The organism is Corallococcus sp. AB011P, assembly GCF_003611605.1.
GTDB lineage: Bacteria > Myxococcota > Myxococcia > Myxococcales > Myxococcaceae > Corallococcus > Corallococcus coralloides.
Map to the genome: position 1 here is coordinate 50,278 of NZ_RAVX01000030.1, position 22,683 is coordinate 72,960.

General features: G+C 66.0%; 16 protein-coding genes and 1 pseudogene. 7 read left to right on the forward strand and 10 right to left on the reverse strand.

Annotated elements, in window-relative coordinates:
• Positions 1-58: 58 nt before the first annotated feature.
• The 5 genes from D7X30_RS38745 to D7X30_RS38765 all read right to left on the reverse strand — a co-directional run bounded on the left by D7X30_RS38745 (position 59) and on the right by D7X30_RS38765 (position 6,379).
• Positions 59-343: a hypothetical protein gene (locus tag D7X30_RS38745; RefSeq protein WP_120568016.1), complete on the reverse strand. Its 285-nt coding sequence runs from the start codon at positions 341-343 to the stop codon at positions 59-61.
• 19 nt (positions 344-362) lie between these two features.
• Positions 363-788: a hypothetical protein gene (locus tag D7X30_RS38750; protein ID WP_120568017.1), complete on the reverse strand. Its 426-nt coding sequence runs from the start codon at positions 786-788 to the stop codon at positions 363-365.
• Between the two features lie 9 nt (positions 789-797).
• Positions 798-2,420 (reverse strand): Hsp70 family protein, encoded by a 1,623-nt coding sequence (locus D7X30_RS38755; protein WP_120568030.1) that lies wholly within the window; start codon positions 2,418-2,420, stop codon positions 798-800.
• A 154-nt stretch (positions 2,421-2,574) separates the two neighbouring features.
• Positions 2,575-4,644 carry an ATP-dependent helicase gene (locus D7X30_RS38760; protein ID WP_120568018.1) on the reverse strand — a complete coding sequence of 690 codons (2,070 nt, stop codon included), beginning with the start codon at positions 4,642-4,644 and terminating at the stop codon, positions 2,575-2,577.
• A 46-nt stretch (positions 4,645-4,690) separates the two neighbouring features.
• Positions 4,691-6,379, reverse strand: coding sequence for a HEAT repeat domain-containing protein (locus D7X30_RS38765; protein ID WP_120568019.1), 1,689 nt, complete (start codon positions 6,377-6,379; stop codon positions 4,691-4,693).
• A gap of 134 nt (positions 6,380-6,513) precedes the next feature.
• Between D7X30_RS38765 and D7X30_RS38770 the strand changes: the two genes are divergently transcribed.
• Positions 6,514-7,377 carry a CHAP domain-containing protein gene (locus D7X30_RS38770; RefSeq protein WP_120568020.1) on the forward strand — a complete coding sequence of 288 codons (864 nt, stop codon included), beginning with the start codon at positions 6,514-6,516 and terminating at the stop codon, positions 7,375-7,377.
• A 95-nt stretch (positions 7,378-7,472) separates the two neighbouring features.
• On the opposite strand, the gene D7X30_RS38775 is transcribed toward D7X30_RS38770, so the two are convergent.
• The 4 genes from D7X30_RS38775 to D7X30_RS38790 form a co-directional block, all read right to left on the reverse strand.
• The gene (locus D7X30_RS38775) at positions 7,473-8,669 is read right to left on the reverse strand and encodes a glycosyltransferase family 2 protein (RefSeq protein ID WP_120568021.1); all 1,197 of its coding nucleotides are present in this window, start codon (positions 8,667-8,669) and stop codon (positions 7,473-7,475) included.
• A gap of 155 nt (positions 8,670-8,824) precedes the next feature.
• On the reverse strand, positions 8,825-10,963 hold the full coding sequence (locus tag D7X30_RS38780; RefSeq protein ID WP_147443423.1) for a zinc-ribbon domain-containing protein: 2,139 nt from the start codon (positions 10,961-10,963) through the stop codon (positions 8,825-8,827).
• A 9-nt stretch (positions 10,964-10,972) separates the two neighbouring features.
• Positions 10,973-11,272: a helix-hairpin-helix domain-containing protein gene (locus tag D7X30_RS38785; RefSeq protein ID WP_014397460.1), complete on the reverse strand. Its 300-nt coding sequence runs from the start codon at positions 11,270-11,272 to the stop codon at positions 10,973-10,975.
• A gap of 119 nt (positions 11,273-11,391) precedes the next feature.
• Positions 11,392-12,669, reverse strand: a complete 1,278-nt coding sequence (locus D7X30_RS38790; protein WP_120568024.1) for an aspartate kinase — start codon at positions 12,667-12,669, stop codon at positions 11,392-11,394.
• A gap of 146 nt (positions 12,670-12,815) precedes the next feature.
• Here D7X30_RS38790 and hutH point away from each other — a divergent pair, with 146 nt between their 5' ends.
• The 3 genes from hutH (at position 12,816) to D7X30_RS38805 (ending at position 16,081) form a co-directional block, all read left to right on the forward strand.
• The gene (gene hutH / locus D7X30_RS38795) at positions 12,816-14,342 is read left to right on the forward strand and encodes a histidine ammonia-lyase (RefSeq protein WP_120568025.1); all 1,527 of its coding nucleotides are present in this window, start codon (positions 12,816-12,818) and stop codon (positions 14,340-14,342) included.
• Positions 14,343-14,424: 82 nt separating this feature from the next.
• Complete coding sequence (locus D7X30_RS38800) at positions 14,425-15,324, forward strand: DUF6310 domain-containing protein (RefSeq protein ID WP_233592077.1); 900 nt, start codon at positions 14,425-14,427, stop codon at positions 15,322-15,324.
• Between the two features lie 31 nt (positions 15,325-15,355).
• Positions 15,356-16,081, forward strand: coding sequence for a DUF5953 family protein (locus D7X30_RS38805; protein ID WP_370052059.1), 726 nt, complete (start codon positions 15,356-15,358; stop codon positions 16,079-16,081).
• A 75-nt stretch (positions 16,082-16,156) separates the two neighbouring features.
• Here the strand turns inward: D7X30_RS38805 and D7X30_RS38810 are convergent.
• Positions 16,157-17,317, reverse strand: a pseudogene (locus D7X30_RS38810) (IS4 family transposase).
• Between the two features lie 76 nt (positions 17,318-17,393).
• Between D7X30_RS38810 and D7X30_RS38815 the strand changes: the two are divergent.
• From D7X30_RS38815 to D7X30_RS38820, 3 genes are all read left to right on the forward strand, one after another.
• Positions 17,394-17,549: a transposase gene (locus tag D7X30_RS38815; RefSeq protein WP_120568027.1), complete on the forward strand. Its 156-nt coding sequence runs from the start codon at positions 17,394-17,396 to the stop codon at positions 17,547-17,549.
• A gap of 217 nt (positions 17,550-17,766) precedes the next feature.
• The gene (locus D7X30_RS41795) at positions 17,767-18,735 is read left to right on the forward strand and encodes a hypothetical protein (RefSeq protein ID WP_147443424.1); all 969 of its coding nucleotides are present in this window, start codon (positions 17,767-17,769) and stop codon (positions 18,733-18,735) included.
• Positions 18,728-22,219 carry a DEAD/DEAH box helicase gene (locus tag D7X30_RS38820; protein ID WP_120568032.1) on the forward strand — a complete coding sequence of 1,164 codons (3,492 nt, stop codon included), beginning with the start codon at positions 18,728-18,730 and terminating at the stop codon, positions 22,217-22,219. Before D7X30_RS41795 ends, D7X30_RS38820 begins: the two co-directional genes overlap by 8 nt.
• Positions 22,220-22,683: the final 464 nt, after the last annotated feature.

The following is a 22,683-nucleotide window of genomic DNA, read 5'->3' on the forward strand; positions in this document are numbered from 1 at the left end:
GCTGCGCAACGAACGCGGCGGTAAATGCCATTCGCCTGCGCAGGTGTCAACGCCTTTTCTAGGAGGACTCTTCCGACAGCGCCTCCAGCTTCTCGTCCAGCTCGCGCAGGCGGCGCTTGAGGCCCGCGAGCTGCTTCCCCACGGCCTTGAAGTCCCCCTTCGGCGCGAAGTGCAGGGCCTTCATGACCTCTTCCTGCCCGCGGTCCAGGGCCTGCTTGCCGCGCTGGACGCGGCCAATGGCCTGGGCCACGGCCATGGCGCGCTTCTCGTCGGCCATGAGCTTCTCCATGGCCATGCTGGACAGCCCCAGCGCCTGCTTCTTCAAGTCGTCCCGGATGCCCATGGTGGCGGTCCTCTGGCCCTCAGGGGCCGTCGGGGAACTCGGTCTTCAGCGCGGCGAAGACGCGGTCGGCGATGCCCTTGTAGCGCATGCGTTCGATGAGCGGTTGCAGGTCCCCCCGCATGGAGATGCGGCGCTTGAGCACCGCCTCCACCGGGTCCAGCGTGCCCAGCAGCAGCTGCTTCCAGACGGAGTACGGCGCGCGGGCCAGGTACACCGGCTCCAGCTCGTCCAGGTCGTCCGGATCCGACAGCACACGGGCCCGCTTGATGTCGCAGTCCCCGGGCTCCACGTGGATGACGAAGGACGTGTCCAGCTTGCCCTTCTCCGCCTCGATGACGGCCCCGAAGTCGCCCTTCCATCCCTTGCCGGCGATGGCGCACTCCGGATCTGCATTGGTGAGCCGGACGGCTTCGTCCAGCCATTCCTTCGACGGAAACTTCGGCATCGCGCCTCCCTACCCCCTACGGAAGATGCTCTTGATGCTGGAGAAGAGGCCGCGGTCATCGCTCGGCCCGCTGCTGCTCGACGGAGCAGCCGGCGTGTTGCGCGAGGCGACTTCCTGCAGGGCCTTCTTCAACTGCTCGGGCGTGTCGCGGGTGGCCAGATCCACCTTGCGCGACATGCCGCTCGCGTCCTCCACCTGCACCTGGAGGAGACACTCCTCGGTGAGGCGGAAGTCGATCTTCCGGCCCGCGGCTGCGGCCGGCACGCGGACGGTGCCCAGGTACTCGTTGTCCACCATCAGGTCGCTGTCGCCCTGGTAGATGTCCAGCTCGATGAACTGCGCGCCCGGCTGCTGCGGCGGCGGCAGGCGGAAGCTCTTCACCATGGGGATCAGCGAGTTCTTCTCGATGATGCGCTTCACGCGGCCGTTGGGCATCGCGTAGCCAATGGGCATGGACAGCGCGTCCAGCAGCGTCACCGCGTCGATGCTGCCCAGCGAATCCCCCAGCAGCGCGGCGCCCAGGGCCACGCACTCGTCCGGGTGCACGCCCTTGCGCGGGGCCTTGCCGAAGTGGGCCTGGATCTTCTGCTGCACCAGCGGCATGCGGCTCTGGCCGCCCACCAGGATGATCTCGTCGATCTCCGAGCGGCTGATGCCCTTCTCCGCGAGCACGCGGTCGCAGATGTCGAAGGTGCGGTCCACCAGGTCGCCGGTGAGGTTGTTGAGGTAGTCGCGGGTCAGCGGGATGCGCAGGTCCAGCGGCTTGCCCTTGCGCTCTTCAATGTAGGGCAGGTCGATGACGACGTTCGGGATGAGCGTCAGGTCGATCTTCGCCGCCTCGGCGGCGTTCTTGATGCGCTGGAGGGCGATGGGGCTTTCGGTCAGGTCGACCTTGGTCTCGTCGCGGAAGCGCTCCAGCACGTACTCCATGATGCGGTTGTCGAAGTCCGCGCCGCCCAGGAAGGAGTCGCCGCCCGTGGCCAGCACCTCGAAGACGTTGCCGGCCAGGTGCAGCACGCTGACGTCGAAGGTGCCGCCGCCCAGGTCATAAACGAGGACCTTCTGATCCAGGCCCCGGTTGAAGCCGTAGGCCAGCGCCGCGGCGGTGGGCTCGTTGACGATGCGCTTCACGTCGAAGCCGGCCAGCCGCCCGGCCTCCTTCACCGCGTTGCGCTGGTTGTCGTTGTAGTACGCGGGGACGGAGATGACGGCCGCGTCGATGGGGCCGCCCAGGAACTGCTCGGCGATGGTCTTCAGCTGCGACAGCACGAAGCTGGAGACCTGCGGCAGCGTGTAGAGCTTGCCGCCCAGGGTGACGGCGGTGTCCCCGTTGGCGTCCTCGACGATGTCGTAGGGGAAGTACCCCTTGAGGTCCTCCACCGCCTTCGAATGGTACTTGCGGCCGATCAGACGCTTGGTGCCCCAGAGCGTGTTCTTGGGGTTGGTCACCATCTGATCCTTGGCGACGCCGCCGACCAGCAGGTCGTTCTTGGCGGACAGCGCGACCACGGAGGGCAGGATGAGGTTGCCGCGGTCCGTGGGGACGATCTTCGGGATGCGGTTGCGCACGGACGCCACCAAGGTGTTGGTGGTGCCCAGGTCAATCCCGACGATGCGAGGTCTGTCCGCCATGAAGGTCAACGTGCACGGCTCAGGGGGAGAGGCCGCGCCCGTCCTCACTCTCTAGCACGTCGAGGCGTCGCGTGCGCGTTTCTAGGCGGACGCTTCCTCCCTGACTGTAGTTCTGGCCAGCCTGCCCACCAGGTGGGCTGATTCCGGGCCCGGCCTACAGCTCCCGGTCGGGATCCGGCCCCAGGTCGCGCAGGCGGATCGGCCCGTCGGGCTCCGGGGGCGGCAGGGTGTCACACACCGCGTCAGGGCCCCCCGGCAGCTCGGCCAGGAAGCGGGACGGGGTGAGCAGCAGCCGTCCGTCCTCCCGGGGCAGCGAGGTGTGGGGGTACACGAGCCACAGCGCCTCCCGGGCCCGGGTGACGGCGACATAGAAGAGGCGGCGCTCCTCCTCCTCGTTCTCCGGGTCGCGCGTGGCGAGCGACAGGGGGAAGCGCCCGTCGGTGAGGCCCAGCACGAAGACGGTCCGCCACTCCAGCCCCTTGGCCTGATGGACCGTGGTGAGGGTGAGCACGTCGTCCGGGGCCTCGCCTTCGCCCTCCAGGGCGGCCCGGGCGGAGAACTCGGCCACCAGGGCGATGGCGGACAGGAAGCGGGGCACGTCCTCGAAGCGGCCGGCGAACTCCTGGAGCTGGCGCAGGTCCTCCGCGCGGGGGTCCGCCCCGTCCGGGGTGGCCGGGGGCTCGCGCGCCGCCAGCACCTCCGCGAGCAGCGCGCCCGGGCTCCCCGGGCTCTGGCCCCCTCCAGCGGACAGCCTGGTCATCAGGGTCTGGAAGCGCTGGAAGCCGGCCTGCGCCTTGCGCGGCACCTGGGCCTGGACTTCCGGGTGGGCCAGCGCGTCCGCGAGGGACAGCTCCGGGGGCAGCGCGGCCAGGGCGGTCCACAGGTGTTCCGTGCTGGCGGTGCCCACACCGGTGAGCCGCCGCGCGAGCCGCTTGAAGGCCAGCTCGTCGGTCCGGTTGTGCGCCCATCTCAGGTTGGCGAGCGCGTCCTTGACGTGGGACTGCTCGAAGAAGCGCACCCCGGAGCGAACGCGGAACGGCAGCCCGTGGCGCGTCAGCTCCAGTTGGAGCTCCAGCGAGTGCAGGTGGGCGCGGTACAGCACCGCCATGGACTCCAGGCGCTCACCCCGGGCGCGCAGCTCCAGGATGCGCTCGGCGACAAAGGCGGCCTGGGCCTTCACGTCGCGGGTGGGCACCACCTGGGGCACGGGGCCGGGGGCGCCGTCGGACACGAGCGCCTTGGGGAACTGGCGGGTGTTGCGCGCGATGACGGCGTTGGCAAGCCGCAGCACCTGGGGCGTGGAGCGGTAGTTGCGCGTGAGCGGGTAGATGCCGCAGCCGGGGTATCGCTGGGGGAAGTCGATGATGTTGGTGAACTCCGCGCCCCGGAAGCTGTAGATGGACTGGCAGTCGTCGCCCACGACGGTGAGGTTGCGGCGCTCGCCCACGAGCAGGTCCACGAGGTCGCCCTGGAGGCGGTTCGTGTCCTGGTACTCGTCCACGAGCACGCCCTGGAAGCGCCCGGTGAGCTCCGCGCGGATGGACGGGTGGTCCACCAGGAGCCGCTTCAGGTGCGCCAGCAGGTCGTCGTAGTCCATCAGGTGCAGCTGCGCCTTGCGCTGCTGGAAGCGGCGCGCGGTGGCGAACACCTCCGGGGCCACGGGCAGCATCTCCCTGCGCCGGTCCACCAGCACCTGAGACACGGGCTGCTGGAGGTTGGTGGCAAGGGAGACCAGGTCCAACAGCGCGTCCGGACGCGGGAAGCGCTTGTCGCTGCGCAGCTTCCGCTCCGCCAGACACGTGGCCATCAGGTCGCGCGCGTCCTCGCGGTCCAGCACCGTGAAGCCGGTGGAGAAACCCAGCGCGCCCGCGTGCTGGCGCAGGAGCACGTGCGCCGCGTGGTGGAAGGTGCCGCCGAGGAGACTGCCCACGTCCGCGAAGCCGCCGGCCAGCTCCTCCACGCGGCGGATCATCTCGCGCGCGGCCTTGTTGGTGAACGTGAGCAGCAGCAGTGACGACGGAGGGACGCCCCGCTCCAGCATGCGTGCCACGCGGTACGTGAGCGTGCGCGTCTTGCCGGAGCCCGCCCCGGCGATCACGAGCACGGGCCCCTCCCCTGCTTCGACGGCCGCGCGCTGCTCGTCGTTGAGCGCGCCATCCAGGTCCAGACGGCGCGAGGGCGCTCCGGCGGGGACGGCGTGGATCAGCGGCAGGGGGGCGGCCATGGGGGGCTGGGACTCTAACCGCCGCCGTCGGGTCCGCCAGTCCGTCTCAGGGAGGGGTGGATCCGGCCAACCGGGAGGCCGCCGCGGCGCGGACTTCCGGAGAGGGATCTCTCTCGCGGGCCAGCTCCAGGAGCAGCGTGCCCACGGGCTTGGGCAGCTTCGCGCTCGACGCCTGCTGGAGCGCCTGGGTACGCTCCTTCACGCCCTGCGACAGGCGCTCGGTGACCTGTTGATCCGCGCAGGTGCGCACGCCGGGGTGCTGCTGGCGCAGGAGCAGCTCCGCGTCCGCGAGCTTCGCCTCGGCCAGGCGCACGGCGTCCTGGGCGGTGCGCTCGAAGGTCTCCATGTCCTCCGGGAACTCCGTCTTCTCGTTGCGGACCCGGGCGATGGCCTGGGCCGCGAAGCGCGCGTCCACCACCGCCGCGCAGAGCTGACGGGCCGACGCCAGGGGCACCCCACCCTCCGCGGACACGAGCTCCTCGCGCGCGGTCGTCTGGGCCCACACCGCGAGCTGCCGGGCCGCCACCGCCGCGGAGAACGCCTGGCGGCGCTGCTCGCGCAGCTGCACCCAGCGCCAGAGCACCACCGGATCCGTGCCGCCGGACTCATAGACGCGCTGGTACTGGCTGGCGGCCTGCTCCAGCTGGCCGCTCAGGTCCAGGAGCGCAGCCACGGTGATGTAGAGCTCCGGGCTGCTGGCGCGCTCGCGCAGGGACTCCAGCCGCACGGCGACTTCATAGCCGGCCACGGGCGCGGGCAGCGCGGAGAGCACCGTGCGCAGCGACGACAGCGCGTTCTGGCGGATCAGCGGGTTGCGCGCCGTGCGCAGCGCCTCCAGCAGCGGATCCACCGCGCGCACGGAGACGTGCTGACCCAGCTCCTCCGCCGCCTGCCAGCGGTCCAGCGGATCCGGCGCCACGAGCGCGCGCTTCAGGTCCTCCAGGTCGCGCAGGTAGTGGCCCGCCTGCATCGCGCGGGCGGCGGGCTCGGTGCGGGAGAGCGCGCCCTGCTCCTCTCGGGCGCGGGCCAGACGCGCGGGGAAGCCCGTCAGCTTCGGCCCCAGCGGGTGGAGCTTCACCTTCGCCTCTGCCTCGTCCACCAGCCCGGAGACGAGCAGCCCCTCCACCTCCAGCTCCAGCAGCTTGACGCGGACCTCCTCGCGGTGCGCGCCCGCGGGGAAGTCGCGCAGGTAGGCGAAGAGCTTCCCGGCGTCCCTGGCCTGGGCGAAGGACTCGTCGTCCAGCTTGCGCTCCAGCTCCTCGCGGCGCGCGCCGGCGGCCTCGCCCTGGAGGAGTTGGGACACACGCTTGAGGTCGGTGGTCGTCTGGACGTCGCGCTCCTGGGCCGCCTGCAGCCGGGTGCGCGCCTCGTCGCGGTGGGTGCCGTCGGGGTGCTCGGCGAGGAACTGCCGCCACCCGGCCTCCGTGTCCGCCTCCTTCGCCGCGTTGAAGCGCAGGCCCTCCAGCAGCGACTTCGCCCTCTGCAGCTGCGTCGCGTCCGGGTACGTCTCCAGGAAGCGCTTGTAGGCGATGACCGAGTGCAGCCGCTTCGCCTCGTCGAACTCCAGCCCCTCGATGCGCCCCTGGGCCGTCATGGCCTCGGGGTCCTCCGGGTTCTCGCGCAGGAAGTCCTGGTAGGCCTGCACGGTGTCCAGCTCGCTGGCCTTGTCGAAGGACATGTGCGAGCAACCGGTGGCCAGGAGCACGAGGGCGAGAGCGCGGCGGATGGTGGGCATTCCCCTCCAGCAATACCCCACCCGCCCCCGGTCGAAAACCCGAGCCGCTCCGCCCGGTTGCCTGGGTGGTTTTCTTGCCTACACGCGCCAGCGGAGGGAGCCTCTGTCCCAGGACGCTACAGGACGAGGTGGCCATGAAGCTGGGCGCATGGATGGCGATGCTGGCGATGACGACGGGCTGTGCGACCGGATCCCCCACGGGGGCCTGGGTGGCGTCGGATGCCGTGCGCTACCGCTCCGCCTCCCCGCCAGCCTTCCCGCGCGCCGCGCTGTCCGAGGAGGTGGCGGTCCGTGAGCGCGCCCCCGCCGAGCGGCCCGCGAAGGCCCCCGCCCCGAGCAAGGCCCCGGCGGTAGCGAAGGCACCGGCCAGGAAGGCTCCGGCGAAGGCGCGCGTCACGCCCGCGAAGCAGACGACCGCGAGCCCTGCCCCCACGGCCGATCCCCGCGAGCGCGTGCTGGCCACGGCGCGTGCACTGGTGGGGCAGTCGTCGGTGCAGGTGAGCGGCAAGCGCTACCCGGCGGACTGCACGGCGCTCATCGATGCCACCTACTCCCAGGCGGGCGTGAAGTTCCGGGGCACCATCAAGCCCGGGGACAACGGCGTCACCGCGATGTACCGCTACGCCCAGGCGAACGGCCGCGTGTACACGAGCGGGCGCCCCGTGCCGGGCGACCTGGTGTTCTTCCGCGAGACGTACGATCAGAACCGCGACGGCCGGCGCAACGACGGCCTCACCCACGTGGGCCTGGTGGACGGCGTGGACGCGGACGGCACGGTCACCGTCATCCACCGGGTGAAGCGCGGCGTGGTGCGCTACCGGATGAACCTGGCGCGCCCCCACATGGCCCGCGATCCGAAGACGGGCGAGGTGCTCAACGACATGCTGCGAAGCCCCGGCCCCGGTCACCCGCACGTGCTCACCGGCCAGCTCTTCGCCGCGTTCGGCAGCGTGCTGCCCTCCGGCCCGGCGAAGCCCATGGCCGTGGCTGCCCGCTGAAAAAGGAAAGCCCGCCGATTCCATCCGTGCGCTTCCGGAACCAGCCGGAGCGCCGCGGGGAACCGGCGGGCCTGGACTGCCAAAGCGGTTGAAGGTCAGGTCGACGTGGACGTCGGCACGCGGGCGGTGCGGTCCCACGCGGCGCGCTGCGAGTTGCGCAGGAAGCGCCAGAAGCCCACGGCGATGGCCGCGTTCATGGTCACGAAGTAGTAGGCGATGGACGTGGCCTTCTTCGCGGCGCCGCTCTTGAAGACGCCGGAGCGGCCCAGGTACGCCAGGGCGTAGAAGCCCAGCTGCGCGCCCAGCGTGAAGCGATAGAACAGGCTGTCGAGCAGGAACAGGTTCGCGACGAGCGCCAGCGCCATCAGCGCCGGAGCGCACCAGCGCAGGAGCTTGTGCGACCAGAAGGCGAAGGCGGCGAAGCCCGCGGTGGGCAGGAGCAGCCCGGGCACGAGTCGCAGGCTCTGGAAGTTGCCCGCCGCGATGCGCGCGCGCCGGCCGAACTCCTTGCCGTAGTCCTCCGTCGTCTCCTCGTGGGCGACGGCCCCCTCCTCGTAGACGACCTTGTAGCCGCTCTCCAGGATGCGCAGCGGAATCACGAAGTCATCCACGATGGTGGACGGCGGCAGCTGGGTGAAGAGCGAGCGCCGGATGGCGTAGAGGCCGCCGTTGGCCCCCACCACCGCGCCGCGCCGGCCCTCGTACATCTTGATGAGGGACTCGTAGCTCCAGTACGCGCTCTCCTCGTAGTCCTGCTTCGTGGGGTTGTAGAGGCGCAGCTTGCCGCAGACGGCGCCGACCTCCGGATCCTCGAAGTGGCGGACGATCTTCCGCACCGCGTCCGCGTCGATCATCGTGTTCGCATCCGACAGCAGCACGATGTCGCCGTGCGAGGACGGGATGCAGCGGTTGAGCACCGTCGTCTTGCCTGCGCGAGCCGCGGGCGACAGGCGCACGCGTGGATCCGTGCACTTCTGCACGAGCCCGTCCGTGCCGTCCGTGGAGCCGTCCGAACCGATGACGACCTCGAAGCGGTCCGCCGGGTAGTCCAGCGCCAGGCTGTTCTTCAGCTTGGACTCGATGCAGTCCGCCTCGTTGTAGGCGGCCACCACCAGACTCACCGAGGGCAACGGCCCGGCCTTGACGCCCGCGCGTGCGGCCTCACCCGAGCGCATCTTCCGCATGTTCTGGAAGACCTGGGCCGCGCCCTCCAGGGCGAACAGGCTCAAGGGATAGAGAAAATAAGTGTGCACGAGCGCCAGCGCCGCGCACCAGAAGAAGACCTCCGCCATCGACCCACCCTCCGAACCCCGAGTCCTCGACTCCCAGGGACGAAGCAAGGTGCATGCCTGAGCGTCCAGAGGGACTTCAGGGCGAGGGAGCCAGCGAGCCCCCGGGACGGACTGGAGTTTCTCCAGGGTGAGACGGAGGTGATCCGGTCAACGTTTCAGGGCGAGGGCTCGGAGGCGGCGGTCTGGGCAAGCATGCGCCTGGCCAGGTCGTGCTTGGGGTTGAGCGCCACCACTTCGTCCAGCAGCTTCCGGGCCGTGTCCGGGTCACCCAGGCGGATGGCCAGCCGAGCCCCCAGGACGAAGGCGCGGAAGAGGTACCGGTCCTGCGCACGCAGGGCTCGCAGCTCCTCTGCGACGGCCTGGACGGTGGCGTCGGGCGAGCCGGAGCTGAGGGCGTATTCGGCGCGGGCGATGACGCTCCAGGACTGCTGGAGCTCCACCTGGCGCAGGCGTTCCGCGAGGGCCAGGGCGTTGGGGGCACCCGTCACCGCGGCATAGAGGGCCTGGGCCTTGAGGCGCGCGGCGACGGCGGCGGCGGGCTCCACGTCCGGAGCGGCCCGGAGGGTCTCCATCAGCGCATCGAGCACCTTGCGCCGCTCGGCGATTTCGGTGCGCAGCGGCTGCATTTCGCGCTCGGTCGCGCGCAGGTCGTCATGGAGCGCGTTGGACTCAGCCATCCAGCCCAGCGACGACTTCGCGGTGGTGACCTCGTTGATCCGCCGCTTGATCGTGGCCGACTGGAGGGTCAGCCGGTCGAACTCGGCGTGCAGGTCTGACACCTGGAGGGTGTAGGCCACCGCCAGCTCGGCCTGGACCTCGGCGTACTTCGGATGGGCGGTGGCCAGGGCCTTGAGGCCCTCGATGGCCTGTTCGCGCGCGGGAGCATCATCACGGCGCAGCGAGCCGACGGCGCGGTCCTTGTCCGTCACGGCCTGCTCGGGCATGGCCGCGTTGCGGTCGCGGAAGACGGGATACGCCAGGTACCCGGCCAGGAGGATGCCCGCGAGCACCGCGAGCCCGAGGAGCACCCAGCTCACCGAGGGGGTACGCCGGTTGCCGTCCTCGATGACGATGGCGCCGGCGCGGGAGGATGCCCCGAGCAGCTCCGGAGGCAGATCGCCGGAGGACTTCCGGGAAGGAAGGGGCCGGTCCAGACCGCCCCCGAGCACCGACGCGCCGGAAGGCGAAGCCGCGGGCCTGGAGGGCTCGGTGCGAGCGAAGGGCGCGTCATCGCCGGGCAGGGAGACCGTCGCGGTCGGCGCGGAGGTCGCCCAGGGCGCGTCGCCGTGGCCTTCCGGAACGAGCTTGGAGCGTGAGCCGCCCGTCGCCGACCACGGCGGATCCGTGGGGTCGCCCGAAGGCGAGATGTCCTCGAAGGACCGGGGAGCGGAGGACACGGGAGAGGCCGACATCGAACCGGACGCGTGCGTCGAACCACCGGCCTCGACCGGGCCTCCGGCGTCGAGCGAACCGGCAACCGCAGGGCCCGACACCGCGCCAAACGCACGGGTGGAACCGACCGCCTCTGCCACCGGTGAACCCGAGGGGCCCGGCACCGCACCGAACGCGCGGGTCGCTCCAATGCTCGCGTCGACAGCACCGGAGGGCGCTGGGCCCGACACCGCGCCAAACGCACGCGTCGCCCCAATGCCCGCATCGGCGGCACCAGAAGGCGGAGGATCCGACACCGCGCCAAACGCACGCGTCGCGCCAACACCCTCCGGCCCACGCGATGAAGCACCAGGCTCCGCGAGGCGGAACGAACCCGAGGACGAAGCGGAGACAGCACCGAACGCGCGCGTCGTTGCCCCAGGAGCCGCACCCTGCCCCGGCTGCGCCGCGGGAGGAGGAGCCCCCAATCCAGACCCCACCGCTCCGAAGGCTCGCGTCGTGCCCATCGCCGCCGGAGGCTGCGCGCCGGACGCCACGGGAGGCGGCGCCGCGACCGGAGCGATGGACGGAGGCGGAGGAATCACACCGGACGAAGTCAGCGCACCCGAAGCCGGAGTCGGCTGCGGAACGAAGGACCCGGACGCCGTGGTCGAACCCGCGAACAGGTTCGTGGACTTCAGGCTGGAAGCGCCCTCACCGCCGAAGATCTGCGTGGACGACTGCGTACCCGTCCGGTCTCCCCCACCCGCCGGAGGAATCTTCGGCGCGGGAGCCATGACGCCGGTGGGCGAAGCCTTGAACACGTGGCCACACCGGGTGCACTGCACCGACGCGCCACCAGGCGGCAGGAGTCGGGCATCCAGCACGTACTGCATCGAGCATTGCGGGCAGGCGATCTGCACCGGCCGTGCTTACCACACGCCCCCATTGGCCGCCGCCGCGTCCAGCACGGTGGCTGCCCGGAGGGTCTCCAACTTGGCAGCGCCCACGCCGGGCACGGCGTCCACGTCCTCCCAGCTCGAGAACCGGCCCTGCTCCTCGCGGGCGGACACCAGCCGTTTGGCCAGGTCACGGCCCACACCGGGCAACAGGGCCAGCTCGGACTCGGAGGCGGCGTTGAGGTCCAGCTTGAGCCCCAGCGCGAGCGCCTGTGCCCCCGTAGGCACCGCGCCCGGGCCACAGGTGGCCAGCCCCGCCGGATCCAGCCGCACGGCCTCCGGCGGGCAGTCGAGCGAGGGCCGCGAATCCGGCCACCGCGCCCGGGCGGTGAAGCCCAGGGCGAGCAGCCCCAGGGACAGCGCCGCGAGCGCGGACGTGCGCCCGAACCGCTTCAGGCCTTCTGCCCCTTGAGCGCGTCCACTTCCGACACGGTGGGGTTGGCCGTCACGGGGGGCGGCGCGTCCAGCCCGAAGGCCGTGTGCAGCGCGCGCACCGCCAGCTCCGTGTACTTCGTGTGGATCACGCAGGAGGTCTTGATCTCCGACGTGGAGATGAGCTGGATGTTGATGCCCTCCTGGGAGAGCGTCTGGAACATCTTCGCCGCCACGCCCGAGTGGTTGCGCATGCCCACGCCGACGATGGACACCTTGGCGATGGCGTCATCCACCTCGAAGCCGGTGGCGCCCACGTCCTGCGCCGCCTGCTTCACGACCTCGTGGGCCTTGGCGAAGTCCGACTTGGCGACGGTGAAGGTGACGTCGGTGCGCCCGTCGCGGGACGGGTTCTGCACGATGAGGTCCACCACGATGTGCTTCGCGTCGAGCGCCCCGAAGAGCTTCGCCGCGGTGCCCGGCTGATCCGGCACGCCCACCACGGTGATCTTCGCCTCGTTCCGGTCGTACGCGACCCCTCGAACCAGCACGTCCTCCATGGATGCGTCCTCCTCGCAGACGAGCGTGCCCGGATCCTCGGTGAAGGAAGACTTCACCCACAGGGGCACCTTGTACTTCATGGCGAATTCAACCGAGCGGATCTGCAGCACCTTGGCGCCCAGGCTGGCCAGCTCCAGCATCTCCTCGTAGGTGATGCGGTCCAGCTTCTTCGCGGCCGGGCACACGTTGGGGTCAGTGGTGTAGACGCCGTCGACGTCCGTATAGATTTCACACGCGTCGGCCTTGAGCGCGGCCGCCAGCGCGACGCCCGTCGTGTCGGAGCCACCTCGGCCGAGCGTGGTGACGCTGCCCGTCTCGTCCACGCCCTGGAAGCCGGCGACGACGACGATCTTCCCCTGCTTCAGCGCGGCGCGGATGGGCTCCGCGTCGATGCTCTTGATGCGCGCCTTGGAGAAGGTGCTGTCGGTGACGATGCGCACCTGGTGGCCGAGGAAGCTCACGGCCTTCCCGCCCTGCGCATGGATGGCCATGGCGACGAGGCCAATGGACACCTGTTCGCCGGTGGCGACGACGACGTCCTGTTCGCGCTCGTCGGGCCGGTCGGTGATCTGCGCCACCAGTTTGAGCAGGCGGTTGGTCTCACCGGACATGGCGGAGACGACCACCACGACGTCATGGCCGGCCTTCTGGGCGGCGATGCAGCGGCGAGCGACGTTCTTCATGCGCTCGGTGTCACCCACCGAGGTACCGCCGTACTTCTGGACGATGAGGGCCACGGGGCTTGCGACCTCCCTGCACGGACGGGCGCAGGCTATATGGGCGCCGGGGCCTGGGTGTAAAGGGCCCTCAACCTGCCTGCCGCGAATCCGCTAGCCTTCGTGGCCCAACGACTTTCAAGCCGCATACCCGGAGTAGCCCGAACATGTCCCGCCCCCGCCTCCTCATCGATGGTGACACCCTGAAGCTGGAGGAGATCCTCCAGGTCTCCCGCCACGAAGTCACGGTGGAGCTCGCCCCCGAAGCCGCGAAGCGGGTGCAGGCCTCCCGGGCGTTGGTGGACCGGGTCGCCGCCGGAGACACGCCGTCCTACGGCATCAACACGGGCTTCGGCACGCTGGCGGAGGTGCGAATCGACCGGAAGGACCTGCGAGACCTGCAGCGAAACCTCATCCTGTCGCACGCCTGTGGCGTGGGGAATCCGCTGCCCCTGCCGGAGGCCCGGGTGCTCCTGCTGCTGAGGGCCAACGTGCTGGCGAAGGGCTTCAGCGGCATCCGGATGGAGACGCTGGGGCTGGCCATCGACATGTTGAACAAGGACGTGGTGCCGGTGGTCCCCGAGCGGGGAAGCGTGGGCGCGTCCGGAGACCTGGCCCCGCTGGCGCACCTGGCGCTGGTGCTGATTGGCGAGGGCGAGGCGTTCTTCGAGGGCGTGCGGATGCCGTCGAAGCAGGCGCTGGAGAAGGCGGGCCTGAAGCCGGTGGTGCTGGAGGCGAAGGAAGGCCTGACGCTGATCAACGGCACGCAGGCGATGTGCGCGGTGGGAACGCTGACGCAGCTGCGAGCAGAGCTGCTGGCGGACGTGGCGGACATCGCGGGAGCGATGACGGTGGAGGGCCTGCTGGGCAGCCACAAGCCGTTCCTGCCGGAGATCCACGCGGTGCGGCCGCACGCGGGTCAGAAGGCGGTGGCCGACCACCTGCGCCGGATTCTGAAGGGCAGCGAGCTGGTGGAGACGCACGTCAATTGCAGCAAGGTGCAGGACCCGTACAGCCTCCGGTGCATCCCGCAGGTGCACGGCTCGGCGCGAGAGGGATTGGCGTTCGCGCGGCGCATCCTGGAGGTGGAGGTGAACAGCGGGACGGACAACCCGCTGGTGTTCGCGGACACGGAGAGCATCATCTCTGGAGGCAACTTCCACGGTCAGCCCATCTCGCTGGCGATGGACGTGGTGGCCATGGCACTGACGCAGCTGTCGAGCATCAGTGAGCGCCGGGTGGAGCAGATGGTGAACCCGAGCCTGTCGGGACTGCCCGCGTTCCTGGCGAAGAACAGTGGGTTGAACAGCGGGTTCATGATTGCGCAGGTGACCGCGGCGGCCCTGGTGGCCGAGTCGCGAATCCTGAGCCACCCGGCGTCGGTGGACTCCATCCCCTCTTCCGCGGGCCGAGAGGACCACGTGTCCATGGGCATGACGGCGGCGCTGAAGGGGCGGCAGGTTTCGGAGTTCGCGCGTTCGTGTCTGGCCATTGAGTTGCTTGTCGCGGCGCAGGCGCTGGACTTCCGTCAACCGGTGAAGCCCGGCAAGGGCGTGCTGGCGGCGTATGAGTTGATCCGCAGCAAGGTTCCGCACATGGACCGTGACCGCGAGCTGCATCACGACATCTCCGCGGTCACGGCGCTGGTGGAGTCCGGGGCGATCCGTGAGGCTGTGCGGTCGGCGACGGCGTAATCACGGTCGCGGATCAGGCAGGGCCGGTTCAGGTGTACTCCGGCTCTACCTCCAGTCTGAAGCATGTGCCCCCGGAGAGGCTGTGATCTTGAAACTCGGAGCCCTCGCCACGCTTCTGTTGTTCCTGACGGCATGCGCGACACCCGCAGCGCGTGAAAGCCGCTCTCCAAGGCGCACCAACCTCCAGCGAGCAGCAAGCCTGCCGTGGACGGATGAAGGACGGTGCGTCGTCCGGGAGTCCGCCGAGCCTTGGCCTGTCCTGGCGGAACGGTGCTTTCACGTCCTCGACCAGGATCGTGTCCGGTTCACCGATCGCTCAGGAAGCTGCACAGTCGCTTCTGCTGAAGCCGCCACGCTGGGAATCGGGCTCTGCGTGCTGGCCGCTCCGGAGGTCGTTATTGGCGCGGTCATCGTCATCGGAGTGGTGGTAGTGGCGGTCGCCATCAAGGAAGCAATGGATGAGGCGGACTGGCCGGAAGCGGCCGAGCACCCCATCCCTGTGCAGAGAATTGAAGCTGACAAGAGTGCGTCCGCTGCGAAACGGAAACCCAGTCCCCAGCCGTCAGGACAGGATTTGTTTCCGCCATCGCCGAGGGACCCATTCGAGCGGGACCGCAGGCCAGAGTGCAGACCCGTCTTGGGCCCACCCCGGGGTGGGAACGATCCACACAACGCGTGCGCCGACAAGATTCTCGGCAACAGCTTTCCCGGCTTCAACGTGCTCATCAATGGCAAGCACTACGACGCCCTGGTGCTGTCCCGCCGAACGCTGTGGGAGGTCAAGACAGACGATTTCGAGAAGCAATCGCCTCGTTCACAGGACTTCTTCGTGAAAGTGAAACTCCCTGAACTGCGACGGGAGAGCGCACTGGCCAGGGCCTGTGGATACGACTTCATCATCGGCGTTCGTAGCAAGGCCCACATGCTAGCGCTGCAGCGAGCAGACAGAACCCTCAAGGTCGTCCTCATGGACTGGTGTTGAGATGCCCTCCACACAGGATTTCTTGAGTCTCTTGGCCTATGCGCCTGCGCTGACCCATGCCGACGGGCGGACTCTCGCCATTGTCCATGGCGTGGAGCGCGCCCTTCCAGGATTGCGGCTGGGATGGACGACTTCGGAACGAGGAGACCTCATTGCGCTGGACCACCGAGATGCTTGGGTCGTGGCCAATACGACGGACGGCGGGCTTCCATTCCTCTGTAACGATGACGACCAGGCCCCTGTAACGCTCTATGGGCTGGAGAATCCGGACGGTCCCGGTGGCATCTCTCAGTTTCAAATCCACATGAGGCTGCCACTGACTGCATCCGTGATGGGACAGGCGCAGTCAGTATTGGCGGCTATCGCAGAGGCTGCCGCTGCTTGGTGGGGCGAACTGACGCCTTTTGCGGCTGCGTCGGACATCGCCGAACAGACAGCCCCCACATTGGAGGGGCCACCATCTCCACCGAGAGGACTCCCCATCCTCGTAATGGCGCCGGGCGCGCTCGCCTCAAATGAGGCTCCGCAGCATCTTGGATGGCTGAACTATTGGTCCGCAGCCTCCGCCCGTGCACTCGGCTTTCCGGACACGTCACGCGACGCGGAGTTGCTTTCGCGGGCACGCCGCACCGATTCCAACGGGTGGCTGGTGCCCTTGACTGACGCGCCGCTCGATCTCGACAAGCCCGACCACTTGAATGCACTTCTGCGAGCCTATGAGCGATTCCCGAACCTCGGTGGTCGCGGGGTGCCATGATTCTTGGATGTGATGCGTCTTTGCTGTCCCTCCCGCAGTCGCCCCAGGGTGACCCTCGTGACCTGAGCCATCCCCTCATATGAAGCCAAGCGCTTCTTTGAAGACAGGGTGACAGTGGAGGAGTTCGGCGAAGCGCTCGACGAGAGGCCGCAAGCGTTCCTCCTTCATCATGGGAATGGCTTGGTAATACATGCAGCCCTGCCGGAAGAGCGAGTAGGTGCGCGTCTTGGCCGTATTGGCCTTCAAGCCCTTTTCCATCCCGAGACTCTCCCCAGCGGCGCCCAGCAGCGTCAGCAGCACCTGGGCCAGGGCGCTCACCAGAAGCAGCCTGTCTCTGCGCTCGGGACTCTTCACGCGCACCGAGGACAGTCCCATCCCGAATCTCAAGTCCTTGACGTCCCGGAATGTCTCCTCGCACGAGAAGCGTCGGGCATAGAGGTCCACCACCTGGCGTGCGCTGACAGCCCCCAGGCTGGTGGCCAGACACCACGGCTCCTTCATTCCCTTCTGGTGCACCAGCACCACCGCGGGCACCGGCGTGCGGTCCGCCGTCACGTGCACCTGCGTCAGCCTCTTGGCGTGCCCGCTGGTGGGAATCCACCTGGCCGCGGGCCCCCCCGGTGCCGCCGGCCACCTCCACCCGCACGTCCTTGCGAAAGCGCACCACGTACTCGAAGCCCGCCTGGGCCAAAAGGGCGTACAACCGCTGGTCCGCGAAGCCCCGGTCCGCCAGCACCGTCACCTTCACGCCTTCGGGCACGCACTCCTTCAGCCGCAGCAGCAGCTCATCCTCTGCCTGGGCGCGGTTGCCCGCCAGCGCGCTCTTTTGCAGCGTCATCCACAGCAGGGGCGTGGTGCGTCCATGCGAGGTGACGAGGCTGGCCACCAACGTGGTGTGGTCATCGGCCTCGAAGTCCGTCCAGTCCAGCGCCACCAGCGCCTCGGTGCGCTCGGCCAGCACGTACGGCACCCACGAGGCCGCCAGCTTCCACACGTCCACCGCCTCGTTGGACAGCAGCCGGTCCACTTGCTTGATGCCGTGCTTCTGCACGCCCCCCCCCGTGCCCACGCCAGCGCCTGGCCAATGGCGTGCACCGACAGCGACGCCGCGTGCACCACGCCCAACGTCGCGTGCGCCAGCGACAGCACTCTCTTTGCGTGCAGGTCTTCCTCGAACAGGTTCTCCAGGAACGCCAGCACCTGCTCCTCGTTGATGGCCACCTTGCGTCTCAGCATGGCCTCTCTTCCTGCTCCCCTCCACTCCGCCTCGCACGGAGCTGTCAGGTAGGCGGCTGGCGATCTGCTCGCTCAAATGCGGGGATCGCTCAGGGCTGCGCCCGGCGACGTCGTGCCGATGGCCAACCTAGGAGTGCACGAGATCAAAGGCCTGCGCCAAGCCATCAAGGCGGTGGGGGCCAACTTCCTGTTTATGCCCATTTATAGCCCCGATTTCAACCCCAATGAGTAGTGGTGCAGGCCGGGCAAATTGCCGCGCCGAGTCATCCACACTTGCCTGACGTCTTGCTGGGCCTGGCGGAAACCATTGCCCCAGGTAGATATGCACCCAGGCTGGTATCAGGAATACGGGATTTGATAGGGACGATTCGCTCTCGGTTAGATGCGCCGACCAGCAACGTACCAAGTCATAGAATCTAACGCACTTAACCCCTACGAAGGAATTAGCAATGAACGAAGCGGTTCTCCATACGCAGGAAGAGGCACCAAAACCACCGTCGCCCAAGAACGAACTAGTTGCCACTGCAGAGCCGGCTACACAAGCGGCGGCATTGCCAGGCGCACTAACCAATCTAATAAATTCAGGCATGAACCACCTGGAAAACAACCTACGCTGCGCCTCAAAAGCAACAACAACCCATCACCTAACACTCATAGAAGGCTGGGGCGACAACCAAGCAACAATCGATGCGATTGCGGCCTACTTTGTCGGACTACTCGCCACCGCCGTCACGCGCGCCCTGCAAGTTAAGGCACAAATAGAAAACACACAAAGAGATCGAACCGAATTACTACTCAACGTAGAAGCCATCACGGGAACACAATCAAAACCGCTCGGTCAAAAACAAAAAACTGACGAACGCAACCCCTGGATGGCCGAGTGCCTATGGCACCTATGCACAGCCCTCTCACAGAAGCGCAACGAACTACATCCGCCCGGTCGAGCAATCGCCCTGGATCTCCCGCACATTGCAGCCAAAGATCACGGATTCGATGTCGTAGCTCTCTACATGTCCGACAACATAATCGGCATGTCATTCATAGAATGCAAGGCGTACGAAAAAAATCCAAACGGGGCAATCAGCGACGCAGTGCGCTTTTTTAGAGACTTCGACAACGGAAGACATGACGCACGAGCCAGGCAGACACTATCTACGCTTCGCGAGGCTCTTCCAGCAGACCAGCAGAAACTCGTCTCTCCATCCCTCTGGAAAGACGTCCGCGCATATCTGCCGAACCCACACTACGACGCAACTATCGCCATGGATTGGACAAATCCCCGACCCTCATTCGGCGATCTTGCAATAAAAAAGGAACAAATCGCCCTCATGCCGCACGCAGTAACCGACTTCTCGGCATTCTTCGACGCAATCGGAGCATCAATGCTAAAGATCGCCGAGGGCTTTTCGAATGTTTGACAAGCACGCCCAAGAACTCATTGACAGACTTCCCAAGATTGCAGGCCTCGATCCGACTGCTTGCAGACGCACCCTCTCGCGCGCGTACTTACTTATCGTAAACAACCGAATTCTAAGCACAGCGAACACCGAGCGCGGACCGGAGCAGTCACAAGTCCAGGACACATTGCGAAGAATGGCAAATGCCCTCCAAAGCGTGGCGGTATTCGACCCCCTTAATGGAAACCACGCCTCAGCAGAAACCACTCAGGCCGCCGCGTTCGCGGCAGCAGAAGCACTTGCGCTCCTTGGGAAACTCATAACTTCCGACGCGGCGCCCAATCCAGTCTTGGACCCTCTTCAAGATGAACACGCATACACATTAATCGAGAGCGCTCTACTATTCATGATCGGAGGCTACGATATCAATGCATCGGCCATCATCGCGGAGGTCCGGGAACCCACCGCGGCGACTGGAGATAGTCCAGAGGAACTGCGGGCAAGAAACGGGCAACGCCTTTGGCAACGCATCAAGGCCCTGTGCGAGGGCCGAATACACCCAATTAAAGACGGTAGCGAAGCCCAACCCAACTCTTCCTCAGCCCTATTGCCAGACGCCATCAACGCCACAAAATCTCTACTCTACGACAGACTACTCCAAGCACTTGATGGTTATTTCGACTGGCTTCGTGGCACCAAAGGCGCAAACGTCGAAGCCGTTCTCGTCGAGATTGGAAGAATCCGCGAGACATGTCGCCTGCCCAAATCTGGCGGACCTATAGATTTCAATGGATTCTCCGACATCTTTCATTTAGCCAGCTTGCTCTTTGCCGCAGTCAATGCCACGCGCACGCGCGCACTCGTCCACGGGGTCCCTTCACCAACTGATGGAGGCGATTCATTCCTCGAACAATTCGGCGCTTATTTAAAAATGCGAGCCATGGGCAACACAAGGTTACGTGGCCGTCCATTTCTCTGGCCATCAACGATCGAATACATTCGAGACTGTCTTCCGGGGCCCAATCGCGACGCAGTTGTTTCCATGCCGACTGGCAGTGGAAAAAGCTTCCTAGCAGAACTGGCCGTGGCTCACGCTCTTTCTCGAGGCTGGGTTCTATATTTAACTCCAACAAATGCACTTGCACACCAAATCAGACGAGACCTTAGCGCAGCACTGACGAGTTTCTCTGACGTCTCGATTGCAGCCTTTGTTGGAGGCGCTGAATACACCGCGCTTTCAGACGAGCAACTTAGAACAGAATCATTCGTCGCAGTAATGACTCCCGAAAAATGCGCCCTAGCGCTTCGACTCTACCCAGATGCATTCAAGGGCTGCTCTCTATGTATTTTTGACGAGTGCCATCTCCTGAACGACGAGAGTCGGGGAGCAGTCGCAGACGTATTGCTCGCCCAACTATTCCACACCGCCCCCGGGATGCGCATCCTCTTAATGTCCGCAATGGTAAGCAACTCAAATGAACTTGCCGACTGGCTAACGGCAGCGCGGAGGACAGAGCCACTGGACGCGGTGGCATCGAAGATTCGATGGCGGCCATCGCGAGCGGCGCGAGGATTCGTAATCATAGATCAACCCGCGCTGGATGCAGCCCTAGCGCAAGGACATACAACCCTCGCTGCGGCTGCTGGCGCAAAAACCATCAACCAACCAGTTCCACTTGGATGGATCGCTGGACTGTCAGGACCATGGACAATGAATGGCCCTGACGACTATCGAACAGCTCCACTTCCAATTCACGCGACGCTCACCCAAAAACGAACAAGAAAGGGACAAGTCAGCACGGAGATTGAAAGCTGGAAGAACCGCATAGGCTTGGCTGTTGCGGAACATCTTGCGTCACGGGGCGCCCCGGCCATCAACTTTGTTCTTTCGAGTCGACACCATGCATTTGGAAGTGCCGAGCGCGTCACAACACAGATGCATGGCGCCGTTGGCTCAACTGCGTTTCCCGAAATCATAGAGGCACAACTATCAATCGCTGACGCAGAACTCGGCGTAGAAACTTGCCTGAGGCCACTCCTTCGAAAAGGGGTCACGGTCCACACAAGCGCAATGCTTCAGGTCGAGCAAGCAACGTCAGAATGGATGTTCTCTACCGGAAAAGCAAAATTAATGATCGCAACGGGAACATTGGCCCAGGGACTGAATCTTCCAGCTGTAGCTGTCGTCGTTTCGGGAAGCCAACTCGCTGGACAGAAAATCCGAGACACCGATGCAGCCGCAGGGCTGACTCGAGCTAACGAGTTGATACTAAATGGCTTTGGCCGCGCAGGCCGACCAGGATTTGCAAACCAAGGAGTTGTCATCTTGGTAAGCGACAAACCAATTAAAGCACCAACCTCAACAACACAGGATGGGGCGCCACTTCTGCAAGAATATCCTGTCCTCGGCGAGCCAGATGCATCAATCTCCATTCACAGCCCCATTGAGAAATTTCTCGACGAACTCATGGTCGCAGATCAAACACAAGGCGCAACTAGTCTTGAGGTATCACTCACGTCACTCCTCGCCACTGTAGAGTCCGCCGAAGAGCACGCTGGTAAAATTTTAATGCGAACATTCGGAGGCTACCGTCGACGCGAGCACTTTACTGAAGAAAAGGCAGCCATTGCTCAGAGACGCGTAGTGGAGATCAAGCAGCGCTTTCTTGAGCGGAAGGGGGTTCCCTCTTGGATGCCGATAGCAGCAATGCGCGCGGGAGTCGACTTTTTCAGGGCGCAGCACATGTGGGAAGCGTACAAGTCACGCGGATTGATATCGGCCGAAGAACTCGCGGCTCTCGACGTGCGCAAGTCTTTCGAACTATTGATCGACGTCCTGAGCCACATGCCGGTAAGCTCCATCGGCGAATACCTTGATGAGAAAGCAACAGCGACTCCACGCACCCGCCTTGGCGCACTGGCCAGAACCGTGTCTGATTACGATACGGTTCCGTGGAGCAGGCCTGCGGGATGGACCGAGGCGTGGCAAGAACTCGGTCGAGTGGTTGATGCATACATGCAGGGGATGCCTTTCACAGAAATCGGCGCAATCTTATTCAACTGCCAACCAACTGAGTTTACCCCCAAGCGAAGCGACGGAGGACGTGGCCTACCCGCTGTCTTTAAGTTTCTTGGCGACATCGTCGAACGCGTGCTTGCTCAAGACGCGGGGTGCTTTCTCGCGCTTCACGAATGCTGGATTGAGGATAGCTATCCGGGGACATCTGTTCCCGAGGCGCTACAAGCCCTCCCTCTATGCATAAGAAACGGCGCAAACAATCTTGATGTGATTGCCTGGTTTCGCTTTGGGTATCGACAGCGAGTTTGCGCACATGCGCTCGCGCAGGCATTTCCTCTTGATCCAGGCCTTAAATCGGACGAGGCGCGCGCACGCGCAGTCCGGAAACTGCGACATGAATGGCTTAACAACAACAACAACAACATATCGGCCCTGGTTGATTTTGCACGAACGGTTATTCTGGATGGCAATACAGTTCCCGACTAGCACTATTCCCAACTGAGCGAGCAAGTTTAGGGGCGAAAGCTGGGCCTCTGTCGGTCCTCAAGGGCTGGCGGCAGTCCGCCACTTCACCGGGACCGCGAAGGACGAGCTCGCGGACATGAACGCGTGGTTCCACATGAAGCTCGGTGGAATGCCTCCGCTGAGCCGGTAGGTCCTCCTGGAGGACTCCTCGGACCACCTGCTCCGGACCTACCGCGCCGTCTACGGCAAGGACGTGACGCAGCGCTGGACAGTCACGCTCGACGCAACAAGCCTAGTCTCGGCACTGGACCTGACGGACGAGTGACACTGCCCGTGCTCCAACGGCCAGAGGGTTGAATCGTAACCGTCCGGCCAACGACGTGCCGTGAGGGATTGCCGGGGTAGCGGCGCGCAGCGGACGCTTCCGGGCATGGCGAAGCAGGTGGAGCAGCCGGAGTGGGCGCGCATCGCGGAAGCCTTCGAGG